Source organism: Catalinimonas alkaloidigena (assembly GCF_029504655.1).
GTDB classification, from domain to species: domain Bacteria; phylum Bacteroidota; class Bacteroidia; order Cytophagales; family Cyclobacteriaceae; genus Catalinimonas; species Catalinimonas alkaloidigena.
In genome coordinates this window covers 1,061,408-1,081,238 of sequence record NZ_JAQFIL010000001.1, presented here as the reverse complement: position 1 = coordinate 1,081,238, position 19,831 = coordinate 1,061,408, and the positions used below count along the sequence as shown (strand labels likewise).

At 38.1% G+C, this 19,831-nt stretch carries 16 protein-coding genes; 6 read left to right on the top strand and 10 right to left on the bottom strand.

The features are described 5' to 3' along the window. Positions 1–26: 26 nt before the first annotated feature. Positions 27–1,433 (bottom strand): ATP-dependent DNA helicase, encoded by a 1,407-nt coding sequence (locus tag OKW21_RS04570; RefSeq protein ID WP_277477746.1) that lies wholly within the window; start codon positions 1,431–1,433, stop codon positions 27–29. Positions 1,434–1,461: 28 nt separating this feature from the next. Beyond that, entirely contained in the window at positions 1,462–2,910 is a 1,449-nt protein-coding gene (gene asnS, locus OKW21_RS04565) for an asparagine--tRNA ligase (RefSeq protein WP_277477745.1), read from the bottom strand. A 197-nt stretch (positions 2,911–3,107) separates the two neighbouring features. Between asnS and rpoN the strand changes: the two genes are divergently transcribed. Together rpoN and OKW21_RS04555 are read left to right on the top strand one after the other, a co-directional pair. Continuing rightward, positions 3,108–4,556 carry an RNA polymerase factor sigma-54 gene (rpoN, locus tag OKW21_RS04560; protein ID WP_277477743.1) on the top strand — a complete coding sequence of 483 codons (1,449 nt, stop codon included), beginning with the start codon at positions 3,108–3,110 and terminating at the stop codon, positions 4,554–4,556. A gap of 36 nt (positions 4,557–4,592) precedes the next feature. Then, the gene (locus OKW21_RS04555; protein WP_277477742.1) at positions 4,593–5,192 is read left to right on the top strand and encodes a phosphatase PAP2 family protein; all 600 of its coding nucleotides are present in this window, start codon (positions 4,593–4,595) and stop codon (positions 5,190–5,192) included. 9 nt (positions 5,193–5,201) lie between these two features. On the opposite strand, the gene ftsY is transcribed toward OKW21_RS04555, so the two are convergent. The 4 genes from ftsY to rpmB form a co-directional block, all read right to left on the bottom strand. Further along, positions 5,202–6,164: a signal recognition particle-docking protein FtsY gene (gene ftsY, locus OKW21_RS04550; RefSeq protein ID WP_277477741.1), complete on the bottom strand. Its 963-nt coding sequence runs from the start codon at positions 6,162–6,164 to the stop codon at positions 5,202–5,204. Positions 6,165–6,251: 87 nt separating this feature from the next. Then, on the bottom strand, positions 6,252–6,407 hold the full coding sequence (locus OKW21_RS04545; protein WP_277477740.1) for a DUF4295 domain-containing protein: 156 nt from the start codon (positions 6,405–6,407) through the stop codon (positions 6,252–6,254). Positions 6,408–6,409: 2 nt separating this feature from the next. Beyond that, positions 6,410–6,598, bottom strand: a complete 189-nt coding sequence (gene rpmG / locus OKW21_RS04540; RefSeq protein WP_277477739.1) for a 50S ribosomal protein L33 — start codon at positions 6,596–6,598, stop codon at positions 6,410–6,412. Between the two features lie 52 nt (positions 6,599–6,650). Then, a complete protein-coding gene (rpmB, locus tag OKW21_RS04535; protein ID WP_277477737.1) occupies positions 6,651–6,890 on the bottom strand; it encodes a 50S ribosomal protein L28 in 240 nt (79 codons plus the stop codon). 308 nt (positions 6,891–7,198) lie between these two features. On the opposite strand from rpmB, the gene rocD reads away from it, so the two are divergent. Continuing rightward, entirely contained in the window at positions 7,199–8,440 is a 1,242-nt protein-coding gene (gene rocD, locus OKW21_RS04530; RefSeq protein ID WP_277477734.1) for an ornithine--oxo-acid transaminase, read from the top strand. 506 nt (positions 8,441–8,946) lie between these two features. Here rocD and OKW21_RS04525 read toward each other — a convergent pair. After that, complete coding sequence (locus OKW21_RS04525; RefSeq protein WP_277477732.1) at positions 8,947–9,582, bottom strand: hypothetical protein; 636 nt, start codon at positions 9,580–9,582, stop codon at positions 8,947–8,949. A 1,025-nt stretch (positions 9,583–10,607) separates the two neighbouring features. Here OKW21_RS04525 and OKW21_RS04520 point away from each other — a divergent pair. The 3 genes from OKW21_RS04520 to OKW21_RS04515 all read left to right on the top strand — a co-directional run bounded on the left by OKW21_RS04520 (position 10,608) and on the right by OKW21_RS04515 (position 11,945). Next, complete coding sequence (locus OKW21_RS04520; RefSeq protein ID WP_277476278.1) at positions 10,608–10,970, top strand: ISAon1 family transposase N-terminal region protein; 363 nt, start codon at positions 10,608–10,610, stop codon at positions 10,968–10,970. Between the two features lie 61 nt (positions 10,971–11,031). Beyond that, entirely contained in the window at positions 11,032–11,340 is a 309-nt protein-coding gene (locus tag OKW21_RS32670; RefSeq protein ID WP_420870092.1) for a transposase, read from the top strand. Next, entirely contained in the window at positions 11,313–11,945 is a 633-nt protein-coding gene (locus OKW21_RS04515; RefSeq protein ID WP_420870093.1) for an ISAon1 family transposase, read from the top strand. The genes OKW21_RS32670 and OKW21_RS04515 overlap by 28 nt, the downstream gene beginning before the upstream one ends. A gap of 175 nt (positions 11,946–12,120) precedes the next feature. Here OKW21_RS04515 and OKW21_RS04510 read toward each other — a convergent pair whose 3' ends face one another. The 3 genes from OKW21_RS04510 to OKW21_RS04500 form a co-directional block, all read right to left on the bottom strand. Next, positions 12,121–15,000 (bottom strand): M16 family metallopeptidase, encoded by a 2,880-nt coding sequence (locus OKW21_RS04510; RefSeq protein WP_277477730.1) that lies wholly within the window; start codon positions 14,998–15,000, stop codon positions 12,121–12,123. Positions 15,001–15,292: 292 nt separating this feature from the next. Continuing rightward, positions 15,293–15,793 carry an NYN domain-containing protein gene (locus OKW21_RS04505; RefSeq protein WP_277477728.1) on the bottom strand — a complete coding sequence of 167 codons (501 nt, stop codon included), beginning with the start codon at positions 15,791–15,793 and terminating at the stop codon, positions 15,293–15,295. 636 nt (positions 15,794–16,429) lie between these two features. Beyond that, the gene (locus OKW21_RS04500) at positions 16,430–19,540 is read right to left on the bottom strand and encodes a PAS domain-containing hybrid sensor histidine kinase/response regulator (RefSeq protein WP_277477724.1); all 3,111 of its coding nucleotides are present in this window, start codon (positions 19,538–19,540) and stop codon (positions 16,430–16,432) included. Positions 19,541–19,831: the final 291 nt, after the last annotated feature.

Sequence of the window (19,831 nt, the reverse complement as noted above, 5' to 3'; positions counted from 1 at the left end):
GGCCAGATTACAATCTGGTCGTTTTATTATATAAAAAATTCAGACTTGAAATTCATGAGGTATAACTCTGACTTGGCACGTGTAACTGCTGTATATAGCCATCTTAAATATTCTTGATTGATCATTTCATCTTTCAGATACCCCTGACTTACGAATACAACATCCCATTGCCCTCCCTGTGATTTATGACAGGTAAGTGCATAAGCATATTTGACCTGTAGTGCATTAAGGTACATATCACTACGTACCATTTCCAACTGCTCTTTTCTTGTCTCAGCATCCTGATAGTCAGCGAATACCTGTTGATAAAGTTTATGATAATCTTCTTCCGCCAGGGCTGGTCCGGGAGAATGCAGTGTATCTAAAATCACTTTAGCTTCAAATGGTAGCTGTTCAGGGTAATCAAGTAATTTCAGCTCCAGCGTGGCAAACCTTAAACCGTATTGATCCTCAAAGTCAACAATCCGTAAAACTTCAACAAAGTCGCCATTTGCGAGAAAACCTGCTGGCGCATCATCACCTAAAAAATAGTAGTTATTCTTAACAATCATCAGGTAATCTCCTGCTTCCAGCTCATTATCGTAGAAAAAAATATTTCTACGGATATACTGATTGTACTGAACAGCTTCCCGGTTAGAGCGGCAGACTACAATTGTGTTTTCTCTTCCAAACTTATCATAGGCATACCTCAAGCCATCTTCCAGCTTTTCAGACGTCATACGAAAGATATCCTTAAACTTGCGTGTCTGAAAGGCAATGTTAAACTCTTCTTTATCTATTTCTTCGCGGATAGAAGTGGCATTGTGAAGAATACCAGAAGCTAAGTCCTGACGCATTACTTCTTTAAGTTCTATTTCCTGTATTGACAGTCGGAAAAAAGAAGCAAGGTATGCAGCATCTAATCCTCTGCTAAGTACCTGACCTACAGGAGGAAGTTGCGCGGCGTCACCAATAAGCATTAATTTGTTTGTATCATTTTCAAATACAAAGTCAATGACATCGGCCAGCAGGCTTTTATTGTCCATCCCGGCTTCATCAGAAAGCATGGAAGATTCATCAATAATGAAGAGTGTTTTTTGGTAATAGTTTTTCCTGCGCTTGAATTGAATTTTACCAGTACCCGGATCAGCGACACGCTGGTAAATAATCTTATGAATGGTAAATGCGCTACGCTCGGTATAGCTAGCCATGACTTTTGCCGCTCTCCCCGTAGGCGCAAGCAAAACAAAACGAAAATCAAAAGATGGCAAAGCTTTTACCAGGGCACTTAATACGCTGGTTTTTCCTGTACCTGCATATCCTCTAAGCAAAATGGTCATACGGGGCTCCTGATCACTACTCAGGAAGTGGTCAAAAAGCAAAAAAAGCTTCCTCTGTCCCTGGGTAGGACTATGGGGAAACTTTTTCTGAATAATTTGAGAAGGTTTAGGCAAAGCCGATATTTATAAGCATGCTGATCTGCTAAAACTCTGCGTTTTCCGGTGTTCTGGGAAAAGGAATCACATCACGGATGTTGCCCATTCCGGTTACAAAAAGCAATAAGCGTTCAAAACCAAGCCCGAAACCGCTATGCGGAGTGGATCCGAATCTGCGAGTATCCAGATACCACCACATTTCTTCTTGTGGAACATTCATCTCCTCCATTCTTTGGGTCAGCTTATCCAGACGTTCTTCACGCTGAGAACCACCGATAATTTCTCCGATACCGGGAAATAATACGTCCATGGCTGCCACTGTATCCTCACCCTCATTGCTACGCATATAAAATGCTTTGATGTCTTTAGGATAATTATAGAGTATGACCGGGCGCTTGAAATGCTTCTCAACCAAAAAACGCTCATGTTCAGACTGCAAATCTGCCCCCCAGGCTTCTATTAAATACTGAAATTTTTTCTTCTTGTTTGGCTTTGAGTTCCGCAGAATATCAATAGCTTCAGTATAGGTGACTCTGGCAAATTCGTGTTCAACGACAAAGTTGAGGCGCTCAAGAAGAGACATGTCACTTCTTTCTTCTTTCTTCTTATCTTTTTCTTCATCCAGCGCTCTTTTGTTCAGAAACTCAAGGTCGTCTTTACAATTATCCAAAGCATACTGGACCAGATATTTCAGAAAGGCTTCTGACAAATCCATATTATCATTGATGTCATAGAAAGCCATTTCTGGCTCAATCATCCAGAATTCGGCCAGATGGCGAGAAGTGTTAGAGTTCTCAGCCCTGAAAGTTGGGCCAAAAGTATATACGTCTGATAAAGCTAGCGCTGCCAGTTCTGCCTCTAACTGCCCGGAAACAGTAAGGTTAGTTTCCTTGGCGAAGAAATCTTCTTTATAATTTATTTCTCCTTCTTCATTACGAGGAGGTTTTTCTAAATCTAGCGTAGTTACTCTAAACATCTCCCCTGCTCCTTCCGCATCAGATCCTGTAATGATAGGGGTGTGAACACAATAAAAACCATGATCATTAAAAAACTTATGGATCGCGAAAGTCATTGCATGACGAATACGATAGATAGCTCCAAAAGTAGTAGTACGGGGGCGTAAATGCGCATGCTTACGCAGCATCTCAAAAGAATGTTTTTTAGGTTGAAGCGGATATGTTTCAGGATCTGCCTCTCCTAATACTTCTATAGCATCTGCAGGAAGTTCAATTTTTTGCCCTTGCCCCTGAGAGGCGGCCAGCTTACCTTTCACAGATATGCATGCTCCTGATGTAACTTTTCTCAGTATTTCTTCACCGATAGTATCAGGATCTGCCACAACCTGTAAATTGTGAATAGTAGATCCATCATTGAGCGCAATAAATGCAACATTTTTGCTGCCCCGTTTTGTCCTAACCCAACCCTTTACTATTACCTCCTGATTGAGTGGCATTTCCTGCAATAATAAATTGATTTTGGTCCTCGTTAATCGCATAAGCTGTGGCAAAAATTTAAGACAGAATAGTCAAAAATAAATAGCGGTAGATAACTTTTGATATAATGAAATATTATCTTACTAGTGTACTAAATAGTGTTTGCAAAACAACGATATTTTGCTCTTTTTATCAAAGATTTGATAGAATATAATAAATTTGGACACAGTTTGGTAAAGATGATTAACGGAGAAAATACATGCAGAAGCTAGGTTTAAGCCAGACCTTAAGTCAGAAGCTTTCTCCTCAGCAAATTCAGTTCATAAAGCTCTTACAAATCCCGACGGCCGAACTTGACGCCAGGATAGAACAAGAGTTAGAAGTGAATCCAGCTTTGGAAGAAGGTAGAGACGAAGATGAAGGAATCACAAACAATGAAGACGATTTTGAGGGGGAGTCTGAAAGAGATGAACTTAATGATGAGTTAAGTATAGATGATTATTTGTCTGAAGATGAGTTCGGTGGATATAAAATGTATGGGGACGGAAACTACTCTGAGGAGGAAGACCGTGATATGCCCATTCCTACAAATACTACGCTCGGCGAGCAACTGATTTCTCAACTCAATTTTCTGGGTTTAGACGACAGGAGGCATCAAATTGCTTTGCAGCTCATTGGTAGTATTGAAAGTGATGGCTACATACGAAGAGAGTTGGAGGCGATTATTAATGACCTGGCGTTCTCCCAGAATATAGACACCGATCTGGATGAGGTTGAAGATCTATTGAGAAAAATACAGCTCTTTGATCCTCCCGGAATCGCTGCCCGTAACTTACAGGAATGTTTGCTTCTCCAGTTAGAACGGAAACAAGACCCTGATAAGTACCATAAGCTTGCTATAGTAATTCTTAGAGACCACTTTAAAGAATTTACTAAAAAGCACTACGATAAGATATGCCGTAAACAAGGGGTGGATGAGAATGCATTGCGTGAAGCTATCAGTATCATTACTAAGCTTAATCCCAAGCCCGGAGGTTTCGTGGATAGCAATGTTCGCACCCAATACCTTATTCCTGATTTCATCCTGAACAACAACAGTGGAAAGCTAGAGCTTTCTCTGAATTCCAGAAATGCTCCGGATCTCAAGATTAGCAGATCATACTCTGATATGCTTCAAGCATATGATAAAAATAAGAAAGACAAAAAATTAAAAGAAACTGTTACTTTTGTGAAGCAGAAGTTGGATTCAGCCAAATGGTTCATTGATGCCATACGCCAGCGGCAGCAAACCTTGCTCACCACCATGGAAACTATCATTAAATACCAATACGACTTTTTTCTCACCGGAGACGAAAGTAAACTACGACCAATGATCCTTAAAGACATTGCTAACGAGATTGGAATGGATATTTCTACAGTATCAAGGGTAGCTAACAGTAAATCTGTGCAGACTGAATTTGGAGTATACCCACTCAAATATTTCTTCTCTGAAGGTATCGCAACTGAATCAGGTGAAGATGTGAGTAGTCGTGAGGTTAAGAACTACCTCAAAGGCTTGGTTGACAATGAAGATAAGCGGAAGCCTCTGTCGGATGACAAATTAGAAAAACTCTTAAAGGATAAAGGATATAGTATTGCCAGGCGAACCGTTGCAAAATATAGAGAGCAGTTACAGATTCCGGTAGCAAGGTTAAGAAAGGAACTATAAATGGTTAGAAAACTCTCTATTACCATATCCGTTCTTATGCATCCATTGCTAATGCCAACGTTTCTGTTCGCTTTGCTATTTTATTACTCTCCTGTAATAACCCAGCCTATTAATAGCAAGGCGGCTAATTATCTGTTGTTGGCAGTATTTATCACCACTTTTTTACTACCGATGGTAAGCATTACCGCGCTTCGCTTTTCTGACTTTCTACATAAAGGTAAGCTTAATGCCTTCAGCATTCCACGCCGAAAAGACAGGGTTATCCCTTTCTTTTTTACGTCGCTCTTTTACATTATTACGACTTATATGTTCTTCTCGAAGTTCAAGGTAAGCCAGGTGCTGGTAATAATTTTGGCCGCTATTACCCTTATTATTCTATCGGTAAGTCTGCTAACACTTTTTATCAAGGTAAGTGCACATAGTGCAAGCGCATCAGCATTTATTGGCTTTCTGCTTGGTTTAGGGCTTAAGTACCCTCAGGAAAAATTAGTCTGGCCACTTTTATTGATACTATTGTTTGGAGGTTTGGTCATGTCAGCCCGGCTCTACCTTGATACCCACCGGCCGGTAGAAGTACTCATTGGAAGTGTGCTGGGGCTAACCCTCAGCTTAAGTTCAATCGTCCTGTTCTTGTAGTTTCTGAGTCTATTTGCCGAAAAGTGAATCTACAAATTCCATTTTGTTAAATACCTGCAAGTCTTCCATTTTTTCTCCTACGCCAATGTATTTGACAGGTATATTGAACTGATCAGAAATTCCAATGACAACTCCGCCTTTGGCTGTACCATCTAGTTTAGTAATTGCTAAGGCCGTTACTTCAGTCGCTTTGGTGAACTCTTTGGCCTGAAGAAAAGCATTTTGCCCGGTACTCCCATCCAAAACCAAAAGGACTTCGTGAGGCGCTTCAGGAATAAATTTCTGAATGACTCTTTTAATTTTTGAAAGCTCATTCATCAGGTTCACTTTATTATGCAAACGGCCGGCAGTATCAATAATAACAACATCCACCCCATTTTCTTTACCCTGCTTAGCAGTATCAAATGCTACTGAGGCGGGGTCTGTGTTCATACCATGGGCAACTACAGGTACATCAACTCTTTCTCCCCAGAGTTTAATCTGATCAACTGCTGCAGCCCTGAATGTATCGGCTGCTCCGAGTAAAACGCTTTTCCCTTGCTTTTTAAATTGATAAGCGAGTTTACCGATTGTAGTGGTTTTGCCTACTCCATTAACGCCAACCACAAGTATTACATGTGGCTTATTTCCTTCCGGAACGTAGAAGTCAGTAGCTTTGGCAGTAGAAGAGTCATCATTTTCAGCCAATAAACCAGCGATTTCTTCCCGTAATAGCTTGTCAAGCTCTGAGGTACTCAGATACTTATCTTTAGCCACGCGGGCTTCTATCCGATCTATAATTTTAATGATCGTATCTACTCCTACATCACTTGTTGCCAGTATACCCTCCAGCTCATCAAGAACTTCATCATCTACCGTTGACTTTCCGGCTATCGCCTTCCCCATTTTAGAGAAAAAGCTCTCTTTTGATTTTTCGAGCCCTTTATCCAGGGATTCTTTTTTTTCTTTAGAGAAGAAACCAAACAGTGCCATAAGACCGATTAGATAAAAAGTGAAATAATAATATACAAAAAAAGCCCTAAATGGGCTTAATTAAAATTTTCAAGAAATAATTTGTGATTATTTCTTTGTCAAATAATCTTTTACTGAATCAACTGGTACCATTTCTTCTCTGAATGTGTATGCACCAGTTTTAGGTGATTTAACCGCTTTGATTACCTTAGCAACGGTTTTACCACCTTCTTTTCGCATTGACGCAACGGATTTCTTTGCCATGGTTATTTAATTTCTCTGTGAACAGTATATTTCTTTAAAACAGGATTGTACTTTTTTCGCTCCAATCTTTCAGTAGTATTTTTACGGTTTTTGGTAGTGATGTAACGAGAAGTACCAGCCTCACCACTATTTTTGTGCTCTGTACACTCCAGTATTACCTGTACACGATTACCTTTACTTTTCTTAGCCATTGTTTAAATAATATTTTTGATAATCAGTATAAACTGACTTGGGTTCTGTTATTTATACTAAAGCTGTACCTTTTTCTCTAGCCTCTTTCAGCACAGAAGTAATTCCTCTTTTATTGATGGTTCTCAATACAGAGGTAGATACTTTTAATGTTACCCAGCGATCTTCTTCAGGTAGGTAAAAACGTTTTTTCTGAAGATTAGGGTAAAATTTACGCTTGGTCTTGTTATTTGCTTTGGAAACGTTGTTTCCAACCCTAGGTCTTTTACCGGTGATCTGACAAACTTTAGCCATTTTATCTCAATATTTCTTCTTCCAGATATTTAAGGTTGCAAATATCAATAAAATATTCCACATTCAAAAAAGTTACATAGGCTTTTTTGAACAGCATATTATGTTGTTAATTGCATTGACTGAAATATAACTGTATTCACCAGTTGACAGTTCAAATAATATTAAAATATCCTTGACACAGTTTATAAGGATAGCACTATGGATTTAACATTAAACTAACTAGATTTTGCCTTTGTTCACATGAACATTTAGATTTCAATGTCACATTTGGTGACTTAATTATTTTATGATAGAAACACACAGATTAAATGATTGATCATATTACTACAAGTCAGGAAGCAATTGCTCTGGAGGATAAATTTGGAGCCCACAATTATCATCCCTTACCTGTTGTCTTGTCCAGAGGAGAGGGCGTTTTTTTGTGGGATGTGGAAGGGAAAAAATATTATGATTTTCTTTCAGCCTACAGTGCTGTAAACCAGGGGCACTGTCACCCCAGAATATTAGATGCACTGACTGAACAGGCCAAAAAACTTACCTTAACTTCACGTGCTTTTCATAATGATGTATTGGGTAATTACGAAAAGTACATCACCGAACTCTTCGGTTTTGACAGAGTACTGCCGATGAATACCGGTGTAGAAGGTGGAGAAACGGCGCTTAAGCTTTGTAGAAAGTGGGCTTATACTATAAAAGGAGTACCTGAAAATCAGGCAAAAATTGTTTTTGTCCACGGTAATTTCTGGGGAAGAACCCTAGCCGCTATCTCATCCTCTACTGACCCTTCAAGCCGAAATGGATTTGGCCCCTATATGCCTGGTTATGAATTGATACCATATAATGACCTGCAAGCACTGGAAAAAGCATTAGAAGATCCCAACGTAGCCGGTTTTATGGTAGAACCTATACAAGGTGAAGCTGGTGTAGTTGTGCCTGAAGCTGGTTATCTAAAGAAAGCTTACGAACTTTGTAAGCAAAAAAATGTACTCTTTATTGCTGATGAAGTACAAACTGGTATCGCAAGAACTGGCAAGCTATATGCCTGCCAGCATGATGATTTTCGTCCCGATATACTGATTCTGGGTAAAGCACTTTCAGGGGGCGTAATGCCTGTTTCAGCAGTACTTGCTGATGATGAAGTCATGTTATGTATTAAACCCGGCGAACATGGATCCACATTCGGTGGAAACCCGCTTGCGTGTGCCGTAGCTATGGCTGCTTTACAGGTAGTGGAAGATGAAAAACTTTCTAAAAATGCTGAAAGCTTAGGCCAGGTTTTCCGCAACAGGATGGAACAATTGGTAACCAAGAGCGACCTGGTTTCTCTTGTTCGTGGTAAAGGCTTACTGAACGCTATAGTAATCAATGATAGTGAAGATAGCGACACCGCCTGGAATATTTGTCTTCAACTAAAAGAAAATGGATTGCTGGCAAAACCTACCCATGGAAATATTATCCGCTTTGCCCCTCCATTAATAATTACTGAAGAACAGTTACATGATTGCTGTGATATTATTGAAAGTACAATCATGAAGTATCAAGCTAACTGAGCTTTGTAACTTAGTTTCTCACAAAAAAGCTATAATACGGTAGGTGATCTCTCATCTACCGTTTTTTTTATCAGGTGTCTTTGTTAATTAAACACAAAATGGCTTGCTCAAAAATATTTACTCATATATGTAAAACATAGATGTGAATAGTGCTCCCCGTTTTCTTCTGGAGTTTTAGCTGGCCTGAATACTAATTTAGCTGTAAAGTTAAGGCAGGATATTAAACATGTCATTCATGAATTCACTAAAAGTAGAATAGTTGGTTTGTATCCAAAATATACTGATCTGCTTGATTGGCAATGCAAAAACTACCCTCTTCAGTAATTCAGTGCAGAATACAGTTGAAGTAAGAAACTCAATCAAAATTTAAGCCGATATGCGTATCAGTCTTTGACTTTTTAACGCTACCGCACTTATAATGATAAAAGAAAAAGCGCAAAAAAATTAATAATTGAAAGGGGTAAAATCTTTAAGAAATATGGTTTCCTCCTGGAAAAAGAGCATCATCACTTGAGATCACTATACTTATCAGCAATATAGGTTACTGATTCTTTTAGTTTGCTGATTTCTTTTTTGCACATACTTCTGTATGGTTCTTCCATTTCAGCAATCTCAATTAGCCCTTCAATCCTGCTAATATCACTAAGAAAACGCTGGTGATGTAAATCGTGTACTATGCCATCATGGAGGACTTTATAATCTGAAAATCGATCCAAATAATTTCTATATATATAAAAGAGATAAATTACCAGTCCGTTAAAAATGCAGAATATAGCTGAAAGGTCTATCCATAAAGGTGTCCTTTGGGTAAATGGTAAAGTATCGTAAGTCATGAAGACTGAGTAGAAAATGGAGGCCAATGCGATGATCTGTAATGCAAAATCTTTTCGGTGTATTGTCAAGAACCAGGCAACAGAGATGAGCACACAAATAAAATTGATTGAGAAGGGGTAGAGAAACAGATGTAAATATCCGTAATAAGGGAACTCAATGTTCTGTGGAACCATTTCCCACAGCTTACCAATAAATGGTAACAATATAACAATGATCAAGCTTGCTAATTTTCTTCCATCTCTGAAAGTAAACTGTATCCCTTTAGCAGTAAGCTCTAAAATTGGTGACTGAATAATTTTTGTATACATACTTCACTAGCTACCCAATATTCAAATATAACAATACTATTCTTCAAATAATAATATAGCTTATTACTGTATGTATTATACTGTTATAAAGTGAAAGGTTTTCTTCTTAAATCTAATCCTTTAACTGCAAATACAACCAATCTAATAATAAAAAAGCTCATATATTATCACAAAAAGCTAAATACTCACTAAAAACCTTACTTCTATACAATCGTGTAAGATTAACTTCTATATACTTATGCCGAAAGTTGACTAGTAAATACACTCTAACTAATTAGTACAATTTAACTAGGCCCACTAGTTATGTGTAACTGGCGTTATTATGCGCATATATTATCACCATAGAAACTTCTACTATTATTTAATAAGCAGTTAAACAAGTGGACTAATTAAATAACTTACTGGAAAAATTAAATACAATTGGTAGTTAAGTATGAATGGCAATTTACCTCATTCAACCTTTGCTATATCAGAATAATTAAACTTAAGCCTATAATTGAAAAAATATATACTTACGTAGACAAGTAGGTTTCCCCTAGCTTATTATGTAATTTTTAAGCAAAAAATATACATTACAGACTAAAATATCACAAAAAATTGATATTATATATTTATTGTTATATATTGTGAGAGTATTAATTCAAGGGAACCTTACACACGCAAACTTGTAATTGATACTTATAAATTTTCTTAACTACCAAACTACCTTAATTATGAGAGTTTCCTTTAAAGGATTGGCAAAATTGTCATTGGCCTTGTTAGTTCCTGTAACATTTATGTTCAGTAGTTGCAGTGAAGATGCAGTAGATCCCAGTGCAATGCCGCCAAAAGATCAGATTAAGACTCCTCCGAGAAAAGAGTAGTCTAGACCAAACCACTAACCCACCTATTAGGTGGGTTTTTTATTTATATACACCGTGAGTTTGTTTTGATATATTAGTTGGAGGATACAGCGCATTAACGGATCAAGCTTAAAAGTTGTGGGGTAAGTTGTTAGGGTATAATTTAGCCGTCAAAAAGAATCATTGGATAAAGCTATCATTTCTTTGTTTCTACCGGATGGGATGCTTGACTATTTTGAAGTTACTTCAGTAGAAAAGACAGAAGAGAGCTACACTATTAGTTTAGCAGAGAAGAACCAGCATCCGGAGGAATATGCAGGTGAGAACCTCATCTCCAAAGGCTATTTTGCAGAAATTACTGTAAAAGATTTTCCCATACGCGGTAAAGCCTGCTATCTGAAAGTAAAACGCAGAAGGTGGTGGAATGAAGATACAGGAAAGGTAGTTTTTAGAAACTGGGAATTGGTGGCTCAGGGCACGCGAATGACTATGGAATTCGCGTCTTTTTTAAAAGCATTGCATCGATACCACACCGGTAAGCTGTAAAAGCTTAGGCAACTACTTCCATATAAACGGCAAGTTATTAGAAGAGCAATATGCTGCTCATTTGAGTGACTACAGGCATTGGGATCAGTTAGAGCATGCCGAGGATTATGTTGTTTTTCCTGAGAATGTTGGTGAATATATCACTATTGATGAAACAGCAGTTTCACAGGGTGAACTTTACACAGTGATCACCAACAAAGCGGCCAGGGGGAATAAAGGCTGCCTTATTGCAATGATCAAGGGTACTAACAGTGAACGAGTAAAGTCTATCCTGCTTAGAAAGATCCCATTAGAAAAAAGGAGGCTGGTCAAAGAAGTCACCTTAGACATGGCGGCCATTCCATGGGGGCCAGTATGGAACAGATCGTGACTAAGACATTTACCAAAGCTGTTTTAGTCACCGATCGTTTTCATGTGCAAAAACTGGCTTATGAAGCAGTTCAGGAAATGAGGATAGCTTATCGCTGGGAAGCTATTGAGCAAGAGAACCAAGAAATGGAATTGAGCAAAGAAGTAGGCAGAACCTTCGTTGCCAACAGGTTAGAAAATGGTGATACTCCTAAACAACTACTGGTCAGGAGCAGGTACCTGCTCTTCAAGGACAAAAGCAAATGGACGTCTTCCCAAGTCCACAGGGCAGAAATCCTGTTCAAACTCTATCCACAGCTTGAGCAAGCTTATGAATTAGCTCAAAAGCTAGGACATATATACCAAAACACTAAAGAGAAAGGTGTCGCTTTCACCAGACTGGCCAGATGGTATGATCAGGTAGAAAAAGCTGGCTTTAAATCTTTCAATACAGTCTCTAGAACCATTCAGCAACACTATAAAACTATCTTAAACTTCTTTGATAGAAGAAGTACTAATGCTGCTGCTGAATCTTTCAATGCCAAAATCAAAGCTTTCAGGTCACAGTTCAGAGGGGTGAGAAACATTAGCTTCTTCCTCTACAGACTTTCCAAAATCTATGCTTAGTACTACTGTCCCCCAGATTTGTTGCTTGATCCGCATTAACTCACATAAAATATATCTGTAGGACATTATGTATCAAGTATTATCTTTTAGATTAAAATACAAAACCCTTCATGAATGAATTCACGAAGGGTTTTAACAACTTAATTCTATTTAATCGTCCGGATATCAATTCTTATTATTTTCCTGACTCATCTGCTGACTCTGTAGTTTCTTCAGGATATAGTACGACCTTTACGTATTGATCAAAATTGAAATATTTATTAGCTGTTTCTTTTAAATCTTCAGCATTCAGGTCCTCAATAGCATCTTCATACTCTACTATGTTTTTGGGGTCCACCTGTGTAAAGTAAGCTCTTTCCAGAGCCTGAAGCCAATAATTATTTTGTTTTAGATTCGTTTCCATTTCCCTTCTCTGGGTCTCTTTCACTTTCATGATATCTTCCTGAGTAGGCCCGTTGTCCTGAATCTTTTTAATCTCATCAAATACCGCCTGACTCAAATCCTCCACATTTTCAGGTGCACAGGGGAAAGAAATGGTGATAGTATAATGTTCGTAAGGATACTTTGAGGCATTTGCGTTAGCGCCTATGCCATAAACGCCACTTTTCTTTTCTCTAATCTCTTCTATCAGTTTGATATTTAGTGCCTGAATAAGAGAGTTCAGTTCATAAGCCTCTTCTTTGCTATATGGCATTTCACCAGTAAAAGAAATTCTTACCATACTTTTAGGATCAGTGCCTTTGTATACTTTTTCATCTACTATTCCACCCGGAGGTCTTACACCCACGTCTTTCCAGTCTTCTTCCCGACCTGTTGCAGGCAGATTACCCAGGTATGTAGCTAGCAAAGGCTTAGCTTCTTCTAAATCAATATTTCCAACAAAAAAGAAAGTAAAATCACTGGCATCTGCAAAACGGTCTTTATAAGCGTCCATAGCCTCATCAAAACTGACGCTCTCCCAATCTTCCTGTGTAGGAAAACCTCCACCTCTCGGGTTGTTTTGCGACATAATACGCATCACCTTATCCTGGTAGTAATACTGAGGATTTGACAACAAGTTTTGGTATAAGGATTTGTATTTACTGATATACGACTGAAAGGTCTCCTGATCTTCACGTGGGGAAGTAAAATATAAATGAGTAAGTTGAAGCATAGTTTCTAAGTCTTCAGGAGCAGCACTTCCCGAAACACCTTCTTTCAGTTCTCCAATGAATGGACTCGCAGCTGCATTTTTATCTGATAAAAACTTTTGAAGTGCAATACCTGAAAAGTCTTTGACACCACTTTGCTGTACAATCCCATCTGCGTTTGCGGCTGAAAAGTACTTTTCATCACTATATACAGAATGACCTCCTGGGCTATGAGCTGTCATCAAGATCTCATCATCTTTAAAATCGGTAGATTTTACGACAGCTTTTACGCCATTTGCAAAAGTAAGCTCAGTTATGTCGATCTCTTCAATTACTTTTTCGCTGGTTATTTCTGCCGGAGCAGGTACATCCTCCATCAGTGTGGAAGCTATTTCCTCATCTTCATACGCTTCAACTTCTGACTCAGCTACCTGCTGAATAATATTCTCAATTGCTGCTTCATTCGGCACCTGAACACCTTCTTTTTCAGGAGCCATCACTACGGCAACCATGTTACCCTCTGCCATCCATTCTTCAGCCAAAGCGTTTACTTCATCCAAACTTATCTCCGATAAAAACTGCAGGAGGAATTTGTATTCAAATGCTATACCCGGAACAGGTTCATTTTCCAGAAAGTTACGCACATACTCAGCAGCATAGCCTGATGATTCAGTTTTTTCTCTTTCTTTGTATGAAGCTTCATAATTGGTGAGCATACGTTTTTTATAACGCTCAAATTCAGTTTCAGTAAATCCAAAGCGCTTTACTTTTTCATTCTCTTCTAACAAGACCTGCAAACCTCGCTCTATTCCATTTTCAGGGACCACTGCATACTGCTGAAAGGCATTACTCGTCCTTATTATATTGCCATAGTAGGCCCCGGCGTTCATGAAAGGAGGGTCAGCTTTTTGCGTTAGCTCATTCAACCTTTGACTCAACATGCCGGTAAAAAGATTATGCTTAGTCATTTCCAGGTAATCTCTGAAAGTCTCTTCTGGTTCAGGTAAGCCCTCTTCTTTGTAAAAGAGTTGAATCTGATTAAACGTTGCTTCTTTATCGGTAACTACTACAACTTTGTTATCTTCATGCGCAGGCACATCAAATACTTCTCTTGCTCTTTCTTTATCAGGCGCTTTAAGGTCACCAAAACGACGCTCAATTTCAGCTTTCATTTCAGCAGGATCTATATCCCCTACTGCCACTACTGCCATGAGATCAGGACGATACCACTCCTCATAGAAGCGTTTCAGAGTCTGATAATCAAAGTTTTCTAATATTTCTTTGGTACCAATAGGCAAACGTTCAGCATAACGAGAGTCGGCAAGTAATACGGGTAGGTATTCATCTAACATACGACGTTGAGCTCCCTGACCTATGCGCCACTCTTCAATCACCACTCCCCTCTCTTTGTCAATTTCCTCGTCTTCAAAAGAAATACCATCTGCCCAATCTTCCAATATCTGAAGTGACTTCTCCAAAGTGGTATCGGCAGTAGGCACCGTCAACATGTAAACGGTTTCGTCAAAGCTGGTATAGGCATTTAAGTGAGCACCAAACTTCACTCCTGCCATTTGCAGTACGTTAATCAGTTCATTTTTCTCAAAATTCCTTGTACCATTAAAAGCCATATGTTCAGTGAAGTGTGCCAGGCCCAACTGATCATCATCTTCCATCAGTGATCCGGCATTAACTGCCAGCCTTAATTCTACCCTGTTTTCAGGGCGGCTATTTTGACGGATATAATAGGTAAGTCCGTTATCTAATTTACCCTTGATGATCTTGGAATCCAGCGGTATTTCAGTACTTAAGTCATTAGGTATGTCTGCTTCTATATTGTCGGGAAACTCCTGTGCCCATGAGTAGCTACAGATAATACTCAGGAGCAAGGCCAAAATACTTGGGTTACGGTTAATGCGTTGCTTCATGATAATAGAATTAATATGTATAGTTAATGTATTCAAATCTGTAAGTGCGAAATCTTATTTCTTGCAGATAGAATGGTCAGAAAGGAAGCTTATTCAATATGATGATTTTTTTTCAAAAAACTTACTCCAGATACTTTAAAAAGAAGAAATAAAAAATACAAAACGATAAAATTTATTATAAGCATTTCACAATAAAACGATGCATTATTTTAATATTTAGCATGACTCATACTATTTCACCAATTAATGCATCAAATTTTCTGGTAAACATACATGGACCATTACGTATCTGCTAACCTTTTTTTCCTAAAGGTTTATACTCAAAACAGTCTTCTTTAGTGATGGGGGTAAAATAATCTGCTTCTTCTATGAGGATTTCCGCAGTCGTCTGCTCAACAGCCGCGATTTCTACCCTCACGCCTTCAGATTTGAGATGTCGTACCAACTCTACAAAATCAGCATCTCCGGAAAGTATAATTATTGTATCCACTTTATGGGCCAGTTGTGTTGCTTTGATGCTCAATGGTATATCGGCTCCCTTATAACAGGGTACTACTGAACCGTAGTAGTATTTATGCAGCCGTTCGGCAAGCTTGGAAGAGATACTCTCTCCTTCTCTAAAGTAAATCAAGCGATTGAGACCGCGCTCACTCAGTAGCTTTGGAATAAGCGTGTCAAAATTGATCATAATGTCATCACTCTTAAACAGCTTGTGCAAGCTGATTTCAATATTATTCCCATCTACTAAAATCGCAACAGATTGATGTATTTTGACTTCTGATATATTACTCATTTAAAAAAATTTATCAAGAGGTAATCAATCGATTTGTATACCTCATTTAACAGTTTAACATTAATTTGATTTTGTGTATGATAACTACGACTCACTGAAAGAGTTAGCAAAACTTTTCAGTCTTACCAATTCAATTTTTTTGATTTACAGGGCCACTTTGGCATTGCTACAGAGCCTTAAATTGATGGCGAAGTCGCGCATTTGTACGAAAACATCATTTAATGACGCGTTCAGTCAAAAAATTACATCAATTACCTATAATGAAGCAGGAACTCAACTTATTCCTTGATAACAGCTTAGCGTAATTTGTAGTCAAATACAATGATAAAAAAACAGGTTTTTGCCATTTAAAATGTACAGAAAAATTGAGGAAGAGCCGAAATAAATTTCAAACCGGTCTAAGAGCAGAACAATTAATGAACCTATAGGAAATTTTCCATTCCAGTAATTTTGTGTCACATTTAGAAAAACACATAATATCGACAATGCCTTACACTCGTGCTATTATGTGTTTTCGTTAATATGAAATTCCTAAAAACCAAGCCACCTTTGTAAGGTACTCAAGTTCATATCCCATATGAACAGAGCACACAGAATTGTTTCTCATAGTTTAGGTAGTTTAGGAGTAAAACCTGCTCATTTGAGCAGGTTTTTACTTTTCAGGCTTTTGTGCTCCAAGTTTATAAACAATTTCTGAAATGCCTGCTCCAGTTCTTCCTTAAAACTAATAGTATCATTTTTAACTCTATGCGCATTGTTTCTTAGCAATGCTATAAAGTCATCCTGCCCGAAAGGAGCCAATAAATTGATGAGGTTATGACTTTGATTTCGGAACTCTTCCTCTCTTTTTTTATCAAGCGTAGATAAAATCAGCTTGCGGTAGTGTTGAATGTTATTTTGTGAAGTCTCCAGAAGGTTGACATACTCTTCAGGGTTTTGAGCATGATACTCTTCCAGCAGCATAAACATATTTTTATTGCCATTTTCATAGGCATCGGGCAGTTTTTTTTCCCCTTTTGGAAGGTTTGTATTAAGCTTTTTAAGTAAGTCGCGAGGTTTTATTGGTTTCTCTAAAAAATCATTCATACCAAACCGCAAATATTTTTTTGCCTCTTTATTGGAAACCGAAGCGGTTACAGCAATAATCGGTATGTTTTTGAAATAGTCCCCATTAATCTTCCTGATTCGTTGAGAGGTTTCATAACCATCCATAAGCGGCATCATAATATCCATCAAAACAACGTCAAACTTCTGGATTGACTTCATGATCTCTATTGCCTGATGACCACTTGAAGCCAACACTAATGTAATGCCCCAATGTTTACAAAAGCTTTTCATCAAAAACTGATTGGCCTGAATGTCATCTACGTACAGAATACGTAAGCCTTTTAATTGTTTTTCATCTCCTATCAGCTCTTCATCACTTATCTTGCTTGAGTGCAACTGGGTTAATGGAAAATCAAGAATAAAAGTCGTACCGACTCCAGGCTTACTGGTTAGGCTCAAATTTCCACCCAGTAATGCTATCAGTTTTCTTGTAATGGTGAGACCCAAGCCTGTGCCACCATATTTTCTGTTCGTTGCTGAGTTTGCCTGTGTAAAGGCTTCAAATATCTGGCTTTGCTCTTTATCAGACATACCGATCCCACTATCCTGTACTGTAATGCTGAACCTATCATTATTTTTTTTCTTCAAGCGAACATTGATTTCTCCCTCTTCGGTAAACTTTACGGCATTACTTAATAAGTTATTGAGGATCTGACTTATACGAGTAGGGTCTCCAGACATCATTACAGGTAGCTTCTCATCAATCTCAAGATTTAAAGAAACTGCCTTATCATTAACCTGTACCTGAAATAGCTGTACTATTTGTTTTACCAGATCATGGATATCATAAGGAATATTTTCGAGTACTAGTTTTCCAGCCTTCAGCTTTGAGAAATCTAATACATCATTGATTAATGTAAGCAAGTGATCTGCAGAAAAACTAAGGGTAGCAAGCTCTTGTTCCTGTGATTGCAGGTGATCTTTTTCTTTTAGCAGGTGTGACAAGCCAATAATCGTGTTTAGGGGAGTTCTTATCTCATGGCTCATCACAGATAAAAACTCATCCTTCGCACTAAGTGCTTCTTCAAGTTCACGCTTGGTACTTATCAGCTCATTTTCGTATTTCTTTCTATCAGTAAAGTCTTCTACTATACCTACAAAGCCTATTACTCTTTCATCTTCTGAGGTTAATGGTGTGAAGGTCACAAATATCCAGCGCATTTCCCCCGATTTATGCAGATACCTGCATTCTACCTTTTTATGAAACAGTACATCATTATCTTTATACTCATACCACAGCCGAAAAATCTGTGATTTGTCTTCAGGGTGCAAATTTTGGAAAATACCATCACCTAGCGCGTCTTCAAATGAAAAACCACCAATTTCCTGTAGCCTTTTGTTTGTCCAGGTGCAATACCCCTTTTTGTTAGTTAAGAAAATACCTACTGGCGCTGCAAGTACGAGTGTGCGAAACTTTTCTTCGCTCGCTTTAAGTTTATGTTCAGCTATCATCCGGGAAGTAATATCCAGCCCTGCTGCCTGATATTCTTCAAGAATACCATCATGACTGTATACCGGAATAATAGTCCAATGGTGCCAGCAACGCTGCCCTTCTGAACTCTCCTTGATGTATTTGTAAGAAGAGGGCTTACCTTCTTTGGCAGTTTGCTTTAGCCCTTTGGCAAATGTCTGCTGCTCTTCTGCAGGTACCAGTTCCAGAAACTTTTTGCCTAACAGTTGCATCACCGGTTTACCTAAATGCCTGACACAGGCATGATTAACAAAGGTGATTTCAGTATCTGGTTTGAACCTACAAATCATTTCATGCTGTGTGTTTACAACACTTTTGAACAGATTTTCGGTATACCTGAGTCTTTCTTCCTGCTCTTTTCTTTCAGAAATATCCCGACCAAATATCGTAGCACCAATTACTTCCTGCTTATTTTTTATAGGATGAAAATGAAACTCATAATAATGGTCTTTGCCTGCATGATGAAAATAATATTGTACCGTAAATTTTTCTCCTGACAATACTCTGCTAAAATAATTTCGCCAACATACCTCTTTTCTTGATCTTTGCTTAGTATTGGGAGGGAAAAAAGCTTCATTTAATTGGAGATGTACCTCTGCAAATTTTTGAGCAATTGCCTTTGCTTTGGCATTAAATTCTGTGACAACGAGATTTTTATCAATTGACCAAGCCAGATCGTCAGTGTACTCAATCAGCATCTTTAACCTTGCTTTATCAAAGGCTAAGTCCTTTTCCACTGTTTTTTTTGCTGTTATGTCGGTAATCCTGACCAGCTGATAATCCTGACCATGCAGATGTATATTTCTTGCTTCTCTGACGCCCCAAAAGCAGTTGTTCTTTTTGCTAAGATATTCAACCTCTTCAGGCCTTTCATCATTAAATATCAGCTGCTTTTTATGAATGAATAAACTTTCCTGTTCACCAATAAGCTGAGTTTTACAATCCAGTTCAAACAGCCGTACTGCACGCTCATTGCATTCTTTTATGATCTTGTCTTCTTGCAGAACAAGTAATAATGCATCAGGAGTGGCTTCAAAGATTTGTTGATAAAATAAGTCTGTATTTTTTCCTTCTGAGAGCTTGGCAGAAGCTGCTTCTTTTTGTTGCTGAAGTAAGCTGATAAGTTGCTTCTTGGAGAGTTGATTAAGATGATCAAATTGATTATTCATAATTCCTCATCTTTCATGCGAACTGAAAATGTGAAAGGTAAAATTTATTTTCATTTACTTGATGCGGCTAATATATCAATTTAGAAATAGCATCACTTAGCAGCTATTAACAAAAAAAGGGTAATAGTTCAAAATAGATTCCAAAAATCCAGATTTTATACTTTCAAAACTACAACCTTCAGATACCTTCAAAAGACTGTAATCGGTGGTGTGGGTAAATCTTAATACTTCAAATTTAAAGTAATTTCACCCTGAATATGGTTAGGTACAGCTTTAAAAATACATACTTAG

Bases quoted from the DNA above. Each gene is read 5' to 3' on its own strand.
- OKW21_RS04525 (WP_277477732.1), bottom strand. From the start codon at position 9,582: ATGTATACAAAAATTATTCAGTCACCAATTTTAGAGCTTACTGCTAAA.
- rpmG (WP_277477739.1), bottom strand. From the start codon at position 6,598: ATGGCTAAGAAAAGTAAAGGTAATCGTGTACAGGTAATACTGGAGTGT.
- OKW21_RS04500 (WP_277477724.1), bottom strand. From the start codon at position 19,540: ATGAATAATCAATTTGATCATCTTAATCAACTCTCCAAGAAGCAACTT.
- OKW21_RS04545 (WP_277477740.1), bottom strand. From the start codon at position 6,407: ATGGCAAAGAAATCCGTTGCGTCAATGCGAAAAGAAGGTGGTAAAACC.
- rpmB (WP_277477737.1), bottom strand. From the start codon at position 6,890: ATGGCTAAAGTTTGTCAGATCACCGGTAAAAGACCTAGGGTTGGAAAC.
- asnS (WP_277477745.1), bottom strand. From the start codon at position 2,910: ATGCGATTAACGAGGACCAAAATCAATTTATTATTGCAGGAAATGCCA.
- rpoN (WP_277477743.1), top strand. From the start codon at position 3,108: ATGCAGAAGCTAGGTTTAAGCCAGACCTTAAGTCAGAAGCTTTCTCCT.
- OKW21_RS04515 (WP_420870093.1), top strand. From the start codon at position 11,313: ATGGGGGCCAGTATGGAACAGATCGTGACTAAGACATTTACCAAAGCT.
- OKW21_RS04510 (WP_277477730.1), bottom strand. From the start codon at position 15,000: ATGAAGCAACGCATTAACCGTAACCCAAGTATTTTGGCCTTGCTCCTG.
- OKW21_RS04505 (WP_277477728.1), bottom strand. From the start codon at position 15,793: ATGAGTAATATATCAGAAGTCAAAATACATCAATCTGTTGCGATTTTA.
- ftsY (WP_277477741.1), bottom strand. From the start codon at position 6,164: ATGGCACTGTTTGGTTTCTTCTCTAAAGAAAAAAAAGAATCCCTGGAT.
- OKW21_RS04555 (WP_277477742.1), top strand. From the start codon at position 4,593: ATGCATCCATTGCTAATGCCAACGTTTCTGTTCGCTTTGCTATTTTAT.
- rocD (WP_277477734.1), top strand. From the start codon at position 7,199: ATGATTGATCATATTACTACAAGTCAGGAAGCAATTGCTCTGGAGGAT.